This is a genomic window from Xenorhabdus indica, from assembly GCF_014467235.1.
GTDB lineage: Bacteria > Pseudomonadota > Gammaproteobacteria > Enterobacterales > Enterobacteriaceae > Xenorhabdus > Xenorhabdus indica.
In genome coordinates, this window is the sequence record NZ_NKHP01000024.1 from 1 (window position 1) to 15768 (window position 15768).

Here is a 15768-nt window from a genome sequence, read left to right on the forward strand (position 1 = left end):
TTGTGACAGTAACGACAAACCACATCAACTTTAGCCATATCTCACCCATAATAAAAAATGGGAAGTTTATCACAATATCTAATTATTGGGAGCATGACCTTGGCGGACGGTTACGGTTAAAGCAGGGTATTAAAAGGATGACACTTCCTGTGAGCTTGCTGCAAGTAGCTTTTCACTGAGCTCATTGAAACATCCAGATTTGCTGCCACATCTTTATAGTGCATTCCTTGTAGCCGTGTTAGCAGGAACGCTTGTCTGACTTTTTTCGGCAGTTCATCAAGGATCTTATCTATCCTCTCTAATTGTTCTAACAGTGCAAGCTGATATTCTGATGGGCATGAAGTATTGCTCGGTACTGTACTGACAGACTCCAGATAATTGTCTTCGAGTTTTTTCCGGCGGTAGTAATTAGCGATAGTCCTGCGGGCAATGGTAATTAAAAAAGCTCTAGGATAACGGATATCAGCTAGATCTGGACATTGTATCAATTTGATGAAAATGTCATGGGCAAGATCTTCTGCATGGTGTGAATAAACACAGTTTTGTTTGATCCAGTTATATAACCAATTGTGGTGTTCGCAGTAGAGTTGTTGGGCTATTTCATTGTGCCCGAATGTGCTTTTTTGCACAGCCATGTGATATTGCCTGATGGAGTAGAATAAAAACGATAATGATTATTATTTTTATTTAATTAGTGGAAGTCAATGGGCATTGCAGTGATAATCCCCTTAAAAATTAAGAGGATTATCAGTTGAATCGTTAAGTGTTAGTTAGAATTGCTGTGAAATACTGAATTTGTAATTACGGCCAATACCAGAAACAGCTTCTCCTAAGTATGGATAGTAATCACGGTTGAACAGGTTATCTACAGTGATCCGTGCTTCAAAGCCTTTCATAAGAGACGGGCGCCAGCTTGCAAACAGGCCGTGCAGGGCATAGCCTTTGGCTTTTGGTAATGACCAATATCCAGCTTCTGGGTCGTCATCTACAGGTGAACGATCTTGTTTACGGATAAAGTCACCTTTCCAGCCCATTGTCATTTGCAAGAGCGGGATTTTAAAGCCGAACGTGGTGTGCAATGATGTTGGCGGTATTTGATCCCACCAGGTTTTGTGTCCTATCCATGGGTCACGCGGAGAAGTATCACGTTGTCCACGTATCGTGGAGTAAGATAACTTACCAAACAGAATGGCGCTATCGTAGAAAGTTTCTATTTCCAACCCTTGTATGGTGTAGCCGGGCAGATTGCGGTGATTCGATAATGGTTTTCCACATGCATTAGATAAACCACTTTTGCGGTGTTCCTCACAATAAATTCCACGTCTTTTGAAAATTTCATCTTTTCCCCGATTATGGAATAGCGTAGTACGGATTTGTAGACTGTCATTCTCAAGCATCAGATTATCGTAATCAAAAATGGCACCAAATCGTATTCCTGTCATTTTTTCAGTACTTAGGTTACGGCTGGAACCCGGAACGTTGGTTCCTTCTGACTGAACCTCATATTGTTCATCTACCAGTGGTGCTCTCCATGTATGGCTGATGTCTGCAAATAGTGAGAGATTCGGAGTAGTTTTCCACATTAAGCCCAGATGAGGTGTCCAGCCAGCATAAGTTACACTGCTGTAGTCATGATTGGCTTCGGGGGATTTATTGTTAAAACGGGGGGCCTTATTTTCTTCACCCGTATTTTTTACATGGTCATAGCGCACTCCTGGTGTAATTGTAACGTTACCCAGTTTCAGAGAGTCCTGTATATAGAGGCTGTAGGTATGCTGAGTGCCCGATGGCATATAGTGAGGCTGATAATAGCCGTAATTATACTCAGCATTGTCTTGTATATTTTTACTTTTACTTTTATCGAACATTAAAACGTTGCGCTGATTCTTATGCCAACGGATTCCGGCTATTAATTCATGCTCGATTACACCTGTTGAGAACACACTATTATTGTTGATCTCAGCCATATTGTCGGTGTAATCCGTCCAACTTTTGTTCCCCATTGAGCCACTGAAAAAAGAAGTAGCGTTTCCTGGGCGACTATCGTTTTGTTTGGTTTTGGAATAAGCGTAAGTCAGTGTCAGATTAATCCATGGATTATCTTCGGGGGCGATATTCCATTTGGCGGAATAGTTTTGATCGATTTGATCACGGAAAATCAGTTTTCTTTTCCAGGCGTCATTCCAACCGTATTTCTCTACATCAACGGCTGATGGAACGGTCATCTTATCCCGTTTAGCCGCCCACGGCTGCCAGCCATCCGATTCAGAGCGCATTGCAGATAAACTTATTGTATGCGCATCACTGGGGTAGAAATTGGTTTTCAATAAATAGGATGTTTGATTGTTTTGTGAAAACTCAAAGCGTGTGCCATCAGGGCGTTTGATATTATGTCCATCGCGTTTACTGAAATACAGTAATCCATCAACGTAGCCATTGGCATCTCTGCCATATAATGCAGCACTGTTGATCCACTGCCTGTCATTGGTATGGTAGCTTTGTTTAATAAAACCACCCCAATCCTCATCAGGGCGCAAGAAATCGCTGGCGTCTTTGGTCACAACTTTAACCGAGCCACCAAACCCACCGTTGCCATTCAATATATTATGTGGCCCTTTATCCACATCAATCCGTTTGATTAATTCAGGTTCGATAAAGATGGAACCCTGGCGATATTTCTCAAACCCTTTTGGGGCATCATCCAGTGTCACTTTGACATCTTCTTGGTCACCCATCCCCCAGATATTTAATGTTTGTCCGCCGGGACGTGGTGAACCAGACATTGAAACGCCGGGAAGTTGTCCAAGCAGCTCAGCAATATTATCCGCCTGAGTACGGTCAATATCTTCCTTTTTAAGTGCAGAACTACCCGCACTGGTGCTGTTATGTGTATTCCCTACAACAGAAAGCGTAGAAAGCTGCATCACCTCATTTTTCTTTTCTGACTCTTGTCCTGAAGGATTCTCAGTAGCCGAAACTGAGCCGGAAAATACAGTGCCTAGCACCAGAGTGCCAGAGAATGTTCCGCTTAAAATTTTTCGGATAAAAGTTGCGATTGGGTGTTTTTCCAAATTTTGACTATTATTTGCCATAAATTTCCCGAAAAGTGTCTGTGTGAAATATTGCATTGTTATAAGTCACCCAGGAAAGTAAATCGGGTAGATGAAAATGAGAATTATTTTTATATGTGTATTTTTTAACGGTATGTTTTTTATCAGCACAGTTTTTTTATAGGTATAGTTTTTATAGGCATGGTTTTTATAGACATAGTTTTTATAGACATCGTTTGCTGCAAAGTGCTTATGGGATGTTGTGGTATAAAAACCAGGACACTCATTCGCAAGGTTATTTCCGTAAGTGCAAGGGGTTAATCAATGAAGAAGATTCTTAGTACGCTGTTCTTGGCAGGAATTGTGGCATTTATTGCAGGTTGTGATGATGCTTCCAAAAAAGCGGAGAATTCAACCCATCAAACTGAAGATAGTGCATCTCAAATGAAAACGGATACTGAGCAAAAAAACTCAGAAATGACGGATACAGACAATAAAAAAGAAAAACCACAAGGCATGAAAGACAATGCTACGGGTGGAGAACGTGGGTCGGTAGATAAATCCAGGGAAACACAGGGTAACATCAACCATTCCACCCATGATGCGGTAAGTCAAACGCCGTCTTCTAAGACGGCTGATGTAAAGGATAATGTGACAAAATCGCTAAATGACGCAGCGGATAAGGTGGCAGCCAAAGCGGGGGAGGTACAACAACAGGCCACGGATAAAATTAATCAGTTTGCAGATGAAATAAAGTCGAAGACGAAAGAAATCAAATCGGATACTGATAAAAAAACGGATGATTTAATCAATAGTCTTAAAGGTGATAATAGTAAAAAAGAGGAAGGCTAATTCAATGTGTCAGAATTTATCACTCTGATAATTTATTCATATAGGAAGGGTGATCTGAACGTGATCACCCTTTTTTTCAGGAAATTTTTGATGATGTGTTGACCGGCGATTTACGTACCGGAGCACCATTGGCGACATAATATTTTGCCTGACTACGGGGCAAAGGGGTATGTCCCCGGATTTTATCGGCGATTTTCTCTGCCATCATGATGGTGGTGGCATTCAAATTGCCGGTAATAATTTCCGGCATAATAGACGCATCAATGACACGCAGGTTTTCAACACCATGCACTCGCCCTTGACCATCAACCACCGCCATTTCATCAAATCCCATCTTACAACTACAGGATGGATGAAAAGCTGTTTCGGCACGTTCACGAATAAAGGCATCCAACTGCTCATCTGTCTGGATATCAGCGCCGGGGCTTATCTCCCGGCCACAATAAGGCGCAAGGGCGGGTTGTACCATGATTTCTCGTGTAATGCGAATGGCATCGCGGAATTCCTGCCAGTCCTGTTCTGTAGACATATAGTTGAACAAAATACTTGGATGCTGGCGTGGGTCACGTGACTTGATTTTCACACGTCCCCGGCTTGGAGAACGCATCGAACCAACGTGAGCCTGAAAGCCATGTTTATTGACTGCATTACTACCATTGTAGTTAATGGCAACAGGTAAGAAGTGATACTGAATATTGGGCCAGGCAAATTTTTTACTGGTACGGATAAAACCGCCGGCTTCAAAATGATTGCTGGCACCAATACCCGTGCCTTTAAATAACCATTCAGCCCCAATCATCGGTTGGTTATACCATTTCAAAGAAGGATAGAGAGAAACAGGTTCGAGGCACTCATATTGCAGGTACATTTCAAGATGATCCTGAAGATTTTGCCCTACACCGGGCAAAATATGTATCGCAGGAATACCCAATTCATGTAATACATTCTCAGGGCCAATGCCTGAACGTTGTAAAATCTGTGGGGAAGCGATGGCTCCGGCACAGAGCAAAATTTCTTTGCGTGCTTTGGCCTGTGTCAGTGTTGAACTATTGCTTTGGTAGAAATCAACACCAACAGCAGTTTTACCCTCAAATTTGATGGTGTCTGTTAGTGCATGAGTAATAACGGCCAGATTAGATCTCGATTTGGCTTGATCCAGATACCCGCGTGCAGTGCTGGAGCGGCGGCCTCTGGGCGTGACAGTGCGATCCATTGGACCAAAACCTTCTTGCTGGTAGCCATTCAGGTCGTCAGTACTTGGATAGCCCGCCTGAATGCCTGCTTTTACCATCGCATGAAAAAGCGCATTATTGCCTGCTTTGGGGGTGGTAACGCTGACAGGGCCATCTCCACCATGATAATCATTCGGACCAATATCCCGTGATTCTGCTTTGCGGAAATAAGGCAGACAATCGAGATAAGTCCAGTCTTCCAGACCAGGTTGTTTTGCCCAATTATCAAAGTCCATTGCATTGCCACGGATATAGCACATACCATTGATCAATGAAGATCCCCCTAATCCCTTCCCCCGTCCACATTCCATGCGACGGTTATTCATGTAGGGTTCAGGATCGGTTTCATACGCCCAGTTATAACGGGTTCCCTGCAAGGGGTATGCCAGCGCTGCTGGCATTTGAGTACGAAAGTCGAATCGGTAATCTGGCCCACCTGCTTCCAGCAACAGGACAGTAACATTCGGATCTTCCGTCAAACGAGTTGCAAGCACATTACCCGCTGAACCAGCACCGATAATAATGTAGTCAAATACCATTGTTATCTCCTCTGTTTCAGTCGTGGGTTAAAATAGGGATTCGAAGTTTCCTAGTTCAACCTGTATTGATTTAATTTGTGTATAGTGTTGTAGAGTAACCAGCCCATTTTCGCGTCCGACACCAGAATGTTTGTAGCCGCCAACTGGCATAACTGCGGGTGATTCTCCCCATGTGTTGATCCAGCAAATCCCGGCTTCTAATTGGTGGATAACACGGTGAGCACGGGATAAATCTTTCGTTACTATTCCTGCGGCAAGGCCATAATCTGTGTTATTAGCACGAGCAATGACCTCATCTTCTGTTTCGTAGGTCAGAATACACATCACCGGGCCGAAAATTTCTTCCTGGGTAATCAGCATGTCATCGGTACAGTCAGTAAATACAGTTGGTGCAACAAATGCCCCTTTTGCCAGATCACCGTCCATTAGGCGTTTGCCGCCATATAGCAGACGGGCACCGGAATTTTTGCCGCTTTCTATGTAGCGCAAGACAGATTCCATATGCGGGAAGCTGACCAATGGGCCAAAATTGGTATTCGGATCAAGCGGTGAGCCAATGCGGATCCGTTTGATACGTTCAAGAATTTTATTTTCAAAATCAGGAGCCAGTGCTTTCGGGATAAAAACGCGTGTGCCGTTGGTACAGACCTGACCTGAACTGAAATAGTTTGCCATCATGGCAATATCGGCAGCCCGATCCAGATTGGCATCATCGAAAATGATCAACGGAGATTTACCACCCAGTTCCATTGTGACTTCTTTCAATGTTGAGCCGGATGCGTTAGCCATTACTTTCTTACCGGTGACAATACCGCCGGTAAAAGATATTTTGGCGATTTTCGGATGGACAGCCAGATAGTGGCCCACTTCATATCCCATGCCTGTCAGGACGTTAAATACTCCGTCAGGCAGACCTGCTTCAGTGTAAATTTCAGCGAGTTTCAGCGCGGTGAGGGAAGTTACTTCACTGGGTTTAAAAATCATGGCATTACCGGCTGCCAGCGCTGGTGCTGATTTCCACAATGCAATTTGGATTGGATAGTTCCATGCACCAATACCCGCTACGATACCTAGTGGTTCACGGCGCGTATAGATGAAAGAGGATTCACGCAATGGAATTTGCTGACCTTCAATCGCAGAGATCAGACCGGCATAATATTCCAGAACATCGGCACCGGTAAGGATATCAATTACCTGAGTTTCAGAGAGCGGTTTGCCGGTATCCAGTGTTTCCAGTTCGGATAATTCATCATTGCGCTCACGGAGAATATCTGCCGCTTTAAGTAAGATCCGTGAACGCTCTACCGCAGTCATTGCGGCCCAGATTTTCTGTCCTTTTTGGGCACCTTCCACAGCCAGCTCAACATCTTGTTCCGTTGCAGACTGTAATTGAGCAATGACTTCACCATTGGCTGGATTGATTGCATCAAAAATGTTTCTGTCAGGGTTGGTGCTATCAACATAAGCACCGTGGATATAAAGTTTCTGTAAACCAAAACGGGTCATAGCGTCTCCTTAGGTCAGAACTCAGGGTACACCTGTTATCTGAGTTTCTGCTCGATATAATCGATGGTGATAGTGAAGGCACTTTCTATATCAAAAGGCTTGCTGCTTAAGGCACTTCTCAGCCAGATACCGTCAATCAGAGCTGCCAGCCCTTGTGCTGCCAGTTGTGCTTCTCTTTTGGGCAGAACCCTTCTGAATTCAACACAGATATTGGAATACAAGCGACGTTCATTCACTTGTTGTAATCGGTATAAATTGGGCTGGTGCATGCTGCTGGCCCAAAAAGCCAGCCAGGTTTTCATGGCTGCACTATTGATTTGGCTGGCGTCAAAATTTCCTTCAACGATGACTGTTAGCCTTTGAGCTGGGGTGGCATTATCGAGTAGCCGTAACCGTCGTGCTACAGCCATTTTGAGTTGATGCAATAGATGCCGCATAGCCGCTTCAAGTAATCTGTTCTTATCCTTGAAATAGTGACTGATAATACCGTTAGAAACCCCGGCTTTTCTGGCTATCAGCGCAATACTTGCTTCCTGCATTCCAACTTCATTGATGACCGCTAATGTTGCATCAATGAGTTGTTGTTTTCTTATCGACTGTATTCCAATTTTGGGCATGACCTTACACTCAGAAAATCAATGATTCGGCCGTTATTAAACTTTTTTTTAATTGAATGTTCAATCAAAATTAAATATGTTTTATTACAATATTTTCACAAATAGGGATTGGGATTATTGAGAGAGAGTTAAATTTTTATTTATTATTCATATTGTTATTGGGATTATTCTTTTTTGTTTTTTCTTTTTATTATTTCAGGAACTGCCTATGAATATACAAGACAGTCCAAAAAACACTCAGAAGGATACACTGAACTCTGTCGTTTTTTTTATCTCAGCAGTATTAATTATTGTCTTTTCTCTTTTCACGTTTTTCTTTACGGATACAACGAGTATCTGGATAAAAAGTACGCTGAATTGGGTATCTAAAACATTTGGCTGGTACTATCTGCTGGCTGCAACGCTTTACATTGTCTTTGTCATATTTGTTGCCGCTTCCCGTTTTGGTTCTATCAAGCTAGGGCCGGAACAATCTAAGCCTGAATTCAGTTTGCTCAGTTGGGCGGCAATGCTGTTTGCTGCCGGGATAGGTATTGATTTGATGTTTTTCTCAGTAGTTGAACCAGTTACACAATATATGCGTCCACCTACGGGGGAAGGGGAAACGATTGAAGCAGCTCGTCAGGCGATGGTGTGGACATTGTTCCACTATGGCCTGACGGGCTGGTCTATGTATGCTCTGATGGGGATTGCATTGGGATATTTCAGTTATCGTTACAACTTGCCATTAACTATCCGTTCAGCGCTTTATCCTATTTTTGGCAATCGTATCAAAGGGCCTATCGGTCATACCGTGGATATCGCTGCGGTGATAGGGACGATTTTCGGTATTGCAACTACGTTGGGTATCGGTGTGGTGCAGCTAAATTACGGTTTGAAAGTACTTTTCGGGCTGCCACAGGGCTTGGGTATTCAGGGGGGATTAATACTGCTTTCAGTGATCGTGGCAACGGTATCCGTCACCTCTGGTGTGAACAAAGGCATTCGATTTTTGTCCGAATTGAATGTGTTACTGGCATTAGGGTTAATTCTATTTATCCTGTTTGTGGGGGATACAGAATTTTTGTTTAATGGACTGGTACAGAATGTTGGTGACTACATCAGCCGTTTTATGAGCATGACACTCAATAGTTTCGCATTTGAACGCCCGACCGAATGGATGAATAACTGGACACTGTTTTTCTGGGCATGGTGGGTTGCCTGGTCACCGTTTGTTGGATTATTCCTTGCGCGTATTTCTCGTGGTCGAACAATTCGCCAGTTTGTAATGGGAACTCTGGTTATTCCATTTGTTTTTACGCTGCTTTGGTTATCCATTTTTGGTAACAGTGCGTTATATGAAATTCTTCACGGCAATCGGCAATTAGCTGAAACGATATTGAACCATCCAGAGCGAGGTTTTTATAATCTGCTGGCACTTTATCCGGCTTTCACTTTTAGTGCTTCCGTTGCTACGATCACCGGGCTGTTATTTTATGTTACATCGGCTGATTCGGGAGCATTAGTTTTAGGTAATTTCACATCTAACCTCAGTGATATTAATAATGATGCACCAAACTGGCTGCGAATATTCTGGTCTGTGGCAATTGGTGTGTTGACATTGGGTATATTGATGACGGATGGTATCTCTGCTTTACAAAACACCACGGTAATTATGGGCTTACCATTTAGTTTTGTGATCTTCTTTATTATGGCAGGGTTGTATAAATCGTTGCGGGTGGAAGATTTTCGTAAGGCCAGTGCATTGCAGAATACATCTCCAACATTGGTGCACGACAATGGTTCTTTGAACTGGAAGCAGCGCCTGAGTCGTATGATGCATTTTCCGGGAACGAAAAGTACCCAACGTATGTTGGATATGGTGTGTCGTCCTGCGATGCAGGAAGTTGCAAAAGAGTTGGAATTACGCGGTGCGAAAGTGCAGTTTAGTACTCTGCCTTCGGAGGAGGACAAGCGTCTTAGTCCGCTTGAACTGATTGTTGATTTGGGGGAAGAACAGAATTTTATTTACCAAATCTGGCCGCAGCGTTATTCCGTACCCGGATTTACCTATCGTGCGAGGTTGGGTAAGTCTTATTACTTCCGGTTGGAAACCTTTCTGATGGAAGGCACACAGGGTAATGATTTAATGGGCTATACAAAAGAACAGATAATCAGCGATATTCTTGATCACTATGAAAAACATCTGAATTTTATTCATTTGAACCGTGAAGCGCCGGGACAGACGTTGATTTTCCCAAGTGGAGGATAAACCAGAGTTGGCCTGCAATAATATAGCAGGCCATACCCGTTCCATTGGGTATATTCGATCATACATTCAACGCGTTGTTCTTTATGTATATTTGGATAACGTGGAAATTCAGCTTATCTGCGAAGCTGATGAAATGGGGGCCTTTTGTTGGAAACAAAAAGCAACAACGTTAGCTATGGTATGCTTGGAAATCCCGGTTAAAGCGTATCATTGCACATACTTTCGGAGGACGAAGTCAGAAAACACGCAAGAAAATTTTGAAAAAACTTGGTTGCCGATGTGGATTGAGAAAATAATGAATAATAAACGTCAGCAGTCCCTAACAGTAAGTGTAATTCTTATCATATTATTTATGTCATAGTTTTTAAGCGACATATCAGCAGTCAAATAATATGCATAATAAGAATAAATATCATTTTATTAACAATGATGAATTAAATATATCATTAATATCACATCTCGCTATTAATGTTTAAAAGTCTGATTAACTTACTTAATTAAATAAAATTTAACTCACTAAAATAATAACAATAAAAAAACATATAATTTTGTTCTGGGTTTTTGCTATCTAAATATTAAGGCTATATCAAGATAGGGAATGTTTTTTATTAATCTTAGTTATAATGATTTATTTATCTATTTGATATTAAATAGATTTTTTAATTCTTGTGATTTAAGTATTGGTATAAAGACACCGAGTTAATACAATAATAACTATATTATTAATATAAAAAAGAGGGTAAAAATGAGCTTAAAAATAGAAAAAAAGAATTCAAGTCTACCTCAAGAAAATATAAATGATATATGGATTGACTGGTTGGACTCGAAAGAGTTGCAGAATCTGACAAGACACCCTGTACTCCAGGCGTTTAGTCATGGCACTGCCAGTGAAGGAATGCTGAAAACGTTTTTAATTCAACATTATTACTATTCCCGCTATTTTACACGTTATCTGATCGCACTTATAAGTAAATTACCTTTATTGGAAGATATACAAGATCTTCTTGAGAATTTATTGGAAGAAATGGGATTAGAGGATAATAAAAAAATCACCCATGCAGAACTTTTTCACAGGACATTAGCAACTGTCGGAGCTGATATAAATAGCCAAAAACCTTTTGAAAACACAACTGCTATGGTTGATTCTATGCTTACTTATTGTCTTGCTGACGATCCTTTAGAAGGTTTATCAGCAATGTGCCTTGGTGCTGAAGCTATTGTTCCCTTAATTTACAAGCCCGTATTAGATTTTTTACTCACATTAAACTACGATAATGATGCAACAGAGTTCTTCAGTCTTCATGTTGAAGAAGATGAAACTCATGCAATTAAAATGTTCAGCATAATGACTAGGTTAATTGGTCAAGATGAATCATTACGTCTCAAAGCCATTCATATTGGCAGTCAAATGGTAAAAAATCGTATCAAAATTCTAGATGATATCTGGAATAACATTAATAAGAAAGAAGAAAATATTAATTTAAACAATCAAGAAAAGCACACTTCATTTAATTCTTATGATTTTTGGCGGGTCAATAATAATTTGCTCTCTTATATTCCAGAATCAGAAAAATTAATTCATAAAAATGTCACAAATAGTAATAGTTATAGTGAGGAAAAATTTTCAAAAGAAAGAAAACATAAAGTAAATATAGTTAATTTGCCAGCTAAAACAATCAGTATGACATTAGGTCATCTTGACCCTAATCAATCTACTAATTTACATCGACATAATTATGAAACCATTATTTATATCATAGAAGGAAAAGGAATGTCTAAGATTGGAGATAATAATATTGAATGGTCAGCAGGAGATGCCATTTATATTCCACCTTGGGCTGAACATAAACATATAAATATATGTAAAGAAAAATGTCTGTATATTGCTTGTGAGAATGCACCACTATTACAAAATATAGGCAATATTGCATTACGAGAAGAATTAGAATAACTCATAGAAAGGTAATTATTATGTCTTTAGAAAAGATTTTGAAAGATAGCGTCTTTGACAGGGGAATAATTGATAATAAAACAAAATCAATAAATTTAGCAAAACGATTTGTTTTAGAAAATGAGTTTCTTGATAAGCCATGTTTTATCGGACCTGATGGTTCAATAAGTTACTCTAAACTTGCATTCTTTGTCAAAAAAAGTGCCTCAGCTCTACAATTAAAAAAGATAGAAAAGAATACAGTAGTTATTTTATGTCTCAACGATAGTCGAGAATTAGTCATTTTATTCTTCTCTTGTTTAGCAATTGGTTTATTACCTGTCATTATTAATCCAAAATCGCCCATAAATAATTTTTATTACATTCTCAATGAATTTAATAACTCACTTGTTTTCATCGATGAAGATAATAAAATGCCGATTAAACCGAAAGAAAAAATAAATCTAATACGTATCAAAAGAACAGATGATCTTTCGGCATTTTCTGATTGGATGCCTAAAGACTCCGATAGTACATGGAATAATTTTTTGGAAAAAACTGAGTCTGAACCAGCTTTCATACAATATACTTCTGGCTCAACAGGAAAACCTAAAGGGGTTATTCACAGTGCCTCATCAATCCTGGCCTCTTGTGAAAATTTTTCTAGAAATCAGTTAAAGATAGCCAAAAATGACATTATCTATTCAACATCAAAAACATTTTTTGGTTATGGTATGGGGAATACCCTATTTTTTCCCTTATATTCTGGTGCTACTGCAATCATAGATAGTGATTGGCCTTCAATGATAAGAGTGGCAGATAACATCAAACAGTTTAAACCAACGGTTCTTTTTTCTGGCCCAGTTATATTTCGTTTGTTACTCGAAGATGATGAATTCAAAAAAAACACTCATCTCCGTTTGATTATTTCTTCAGGCTCTATGTTATCTTTTTCTTTAAAAAAAGCCTGGTTAGATAAATTTAATATTGTAATACATGATGCATTTGGATCAACTGAAACATGCCATGCTTTTGCAACAACTTATGGTTATCCCCCTCGTTCAGGGAGTATTGGAAAACTTATTACAGGGTATTCTGGAACAATTGCAGATCAAAATGGAAAAATCATGCCAGTTGGGGAAACTGGTGTTCTTATGCTGAGTTCTAAATCCCTTTCCTCTGGGTATTGGAATGATTTTCAAAATACAAGAGCCAAATTTTCTGGAGGCTGGTATCGTACAGGAGACTTGTTTTCTCAGGATGAAGAAGGGTATCTTTATTATTATGGTAGAGACGATGATAAATTTAAGGTATTTGGTCGCTGGCTTGTGCCCGTTGAAATAGAGAAGATTGTGAACATTGCGTTTCCAGAAGCAGGAGATGTGTTTATCGTTCCTTGGTTAGATAATACCTGCGAATACAGACCCGTTTTATGTTTGAGCGTTTCTTTTGATGAATTTGCAATAGTCAGTAAAAAAATAGCTAACTACATAATCCAACAAGTAGAAAGTTATAAGCATCCCTATGCTTATTTAAATATCAAGAATTTTCCACTTAATAGTAATGGTAAAATTGATAGAAAATTACTTATAAATATAGCTCAACAAGAAATTAACAATACTAAAATATCTTATTTTCAAGGGAAAATAAATTATGATAACACTTAATGAATTCCTTGAATATAGCAAAGAGGGGTATAATTTAATACTTATATAGAAGAGCATAACTCAACTGGGTTGATTATTCCATCCTGAGTCCATTCTCTCTGATTCCGGCATGGATATACTTAAAGATTTTATCTCAATTGTTGAAAAATGGAAAATAAAAATGCTAAGAAGAATGCCAGGAATAATGAAATCATGAAAAAATTTAATAATGAAATATAATTTTTAATGCTTGATACTCCTAAAATCATCTTGAAAATAAACAGGTAACTTTAGGAGATAATGTTCAAGGAGGTATCTGCCAATGATTCCAATAGAAGATATAAAAAATATTATCAGTGAAAAAAACATCGGGGCTGGTAATTTCATATATCACTTAAATAATTATTTTCTGAAAACGGGAAAAAGTGGAATAAAGATAACATGTGATGTACCAACATACTATAATACAGAAGAAATGTCACAATTTGAAATTAATGATCTTGTTAATATCTCAAATAAATTATCAGGGGCCTATATTGCATTAGGTGTCCCAAAACGTGAGCCTGTCGCATTATATTTTAATGATACTATAGATTATTTAATTAACTTTATTGCTTTGAACAACATAGGTGCATTTCCCATTTTTGTAAATGGGGAACTCAGTAGTAATATTGCATTTCAGTTTATGAGTAATAGTGGAGCGAGATTTATTGTTTCAGATGAACAACGAATTAGTGAGCTAAATAATAAATCTACTGATTTTAAATTTATTACCCTTAAAATTCTTAATACACTTAAGAAACCTATTACAGACTATTATCAACACCATCCAAAAGATATTATCTTACTGGGACATACCTCTGGTACAACTGGTTTTCCTAAACCGGTCATTTTTACCCACGAATCTATGTTTTATGGCGTCTTGCAAGAAGTCGGTAAGCAACGAGGAAAACAAATATTATCCACATTTCCTCACTCTCACGGTGCCTCAATGACACTGATAATGCTGACGTTGATGCGAGGTGCGGTAATACATATTCAATCAAGGAAAACGGCTGTTCATATTTTAGATACCATTGAAAAAATCAAACCTGATACCGTTGCTGCTTTTCCTAAAATATTTGTTGATATATGCAGGGAGAATCTCGATAGCTGGGATCTCAGTTCTATTTCCCATTGGATTTCGACAGGTGATGCCAACCACGAATCACATATACGGAAACTGATTTCTTATGGTCACCATTTCGTTGATGGCAAAAAAATACAGGGATCTTTTTTCATCGACAACCTTGGTTCATCAGAATTCGCATTTGCCATGTTCAGAAATATTTATCAACCGACAACAGAAAGATACGATCGTTGTATTGGAAAGCCCTTTTCTTGGGTTGATGTTGTCATATTCGATAAAGATGGAAATAGGCTTCCTGACAATAAAATCGGTATGCTAGGTGTGATTTCAAAATCAGTAACAGCAGGATATTGGAATAACCACTTGATGACTGAAAAAAATCGGATGAATGGTTATTGGTTAACCGGTGATTTAGTTTACCGTACAAACGACGGTTTTTTTTACCACGTTGATCGTACATCAGATTGGATTAACACTCCTGACGGTCCACTTTACAGTACTCAATGCGAAGAATGGCTGTTGAAAAACATTGATAGTATTTTTGATATCAGCATCGTCTCAATTTCTATGCCTGATAGTACTCAACAGATAACCGCTATCGTCGAATTAAAAGCAGCATGTAAAATATCCCCAACCACGCTACTACGGGAAATTAATTATTATAACCGAAAAAAACAATGGCCATTAATAGATAATATTGTGTATGAATCTGCCAATAAATACCTAGGCGTAACAGGAAAAAAACTCAAGAGAAAAATTAGAGATTGTATTCCTGAGAATGATTTAATCATAACTAAAGAAGAAAATTAAGATGAATAAAACATGTTTAATTACAGGAGCTAATAAAGGTATTGGGTTTAAAATAGCTGAAAAATTAGGTGAGCGAGGCCAGCGGGTCATACTTTCAGGTCGTAATATAAATAAGCTTTCAAAATAGTAGATCACTTGGAGGGAACTCAGTCCAATTTTTGCGATCTGATTAATCGCCAAATCAAAAAAATCCCAAAATGGACTGA

Annotated in this window: 11 protein-coding genes and 1 pseudogene; 7 read left to right on the plus strand and 5 right to left on the minus strand. The window is 39.2% G+C overall.

Annotation, left to right across the window (positions count from 1 at the left end):
* Positions 1–116: 116 nt before the first annotated feature.
* Both Xind_RS15770 and Xind_RS15775 read right to left on the minus strand, forming a co-directional pair.
* Positions 117–635 (minus strand): sigma-70 family RNA polymerase sigma factor, encoded by a 519-nt coding sequence (locus Xind_RS15770; RefSeq protein WP_047679791.1) that lies wholly within the window; start codon positions 633–635, stop codon positions 117–119.
* Between the two features lie 135 nt (positions 636–770).
* On the minus strand, positions 771–3092 hold the full coding sequence (locus Xind_RS15775; RefSeq protein ID WP_246432576.1) for a TonB-dependent hemoglobin/transferrin/lactoferrin family receptor: 2322 nt from the start codon (positions 3090–3092) through the stop codon (positions 771–773).
* A gap of 282 nt (positions 3093–3374) precedes the next feature.
* Between Xind_RS15775 and Xind_RS15780 the strand changes: the two genes are divergently transcribed.
* On the plus strand, positions 3375–3902 hold the full coding sequence (locus Xind_RS15780; RefSeq protein WP_187650447.1) for a YtxH domain-containing protein: 528 nt from the start codon (positions 3375–3377) through the stop codon (positions 3900–3902).
* A gap of 76 nt (positions 3903–3978) precedes the next feature.
* Here the strand turns inward: Xind_RS15780 and betA are convergent, their stop codons facing one another.
* From betA to betI, 3 genes are read right to left on the minus strand one after another with little or no spacing between them, the layout of a single operon-like run.
* Positions 3979–5673, minus strand: coding sequence for a choline dehydrogenase (betA, locus tag Xind_RS15785; protein ID WP_047679785.1), 1695 nt, complete (start codon positions 5671–5673; stop codon positions 3979–3981).
* A gap of 27 nt (positions 5674–5700) precedes the next feature.
* Positions 5701–7179: a betaine-aldehyde dehydrogenase gene (gene betB, locus Xind_RS15790; RefSeq protein ID WP_047679783.1), complete on the minus strand. Its 1479-nt coding sequence runs from the start codon at positions 7177–7179 to the stop codon at positions 5701–5703.
* 35 nt (positions 7180–7214) lie between these two features.
* Positions 7215–7796 carry a transcriptional regulator BetI gene (gene betI / locus Xind_RS15795; protein WP_047679781.1) on the minus strand — a complete coding sequence of 194 codons (582 nt, stop codon included), beginning with the start codon at positions 7794–7796 and terminating at the stop codon, positions 7215–7217.
* A 208-nt stretch (positions 7797–8004) separates the two neighbouring features.
* On the opposite strand from betI, the gene Xind_RS15800 reads away from it, so the two are divergent.
* From Xind_RS15800 to Xind_RS23670, 6 genes and pseudogenes are all read left to right on the plus strand, one after another.
* Positions 8005–10047: a choline transporter gene (locus Xind_RS15800; RefSeq protein WP_187650448.1), complete on the plus strand. Its 2043-nt coding sequence runs from the start codon at positions 8005–8007 to the stop codon at positions 10045–10047.
* A gap of 91 nt (positions 10048–10138) precedes the next feature.
* A pseudogene (locus tag Xind_RS15805) lies at positions 10139–10307 on the plus strand (IS1 family transposase); the annotation flags it as partial.
* A 485-nt stretch (positions 10308–10792) separates the two neighbouring features.
* Positions 10793–11998: an iron-containing redox enzyme family protein gene (locus Xind_RS15810; protein WP_081988966.1), complete on the plus strand. Its 1206-nt coding sequence runs from the start codon at positions 10793–10795 to the stop codon at positions 11996–11998.
* Positions 11999–12018: 20 nt separating this feature from the next.
* Positions 12019–13644: an AMP-binding protein gene (locus Xind_RS15815; protein ID WP_047679775.1), complete on the plus strand. Its 1626-nt coding sequence runs from the start codon at positions 12019–12021 to the stop codon at positions 13642–13644.
* A 301-nt stretch (positions 13645–13945) separates the two neighbouring features.
* Complete coding sequence (locus Xind_RS15820; protein ID WP_047679773.1) at positions 13946–15562, plus strand: class I adenylate-forming enzyme family protein; 1617 nt, start codon at positions 13946–13948, stop codon at positions 15560–15562.
* A 1-nt stretch (position 15563) separates the two neighbouring features.
* Positions 15564–15689, plus strand: coding sequence for an SDR family NAD(P)-dependent oxidoreductase (locus Xind_RS23670; protein ID WP_187650449.1), 126 nt, complete (start codon positions 15564–15566; stop codon positions 15687–15689).
* Positions 15690–15768 lie beyond the last annotated feature (79 nt).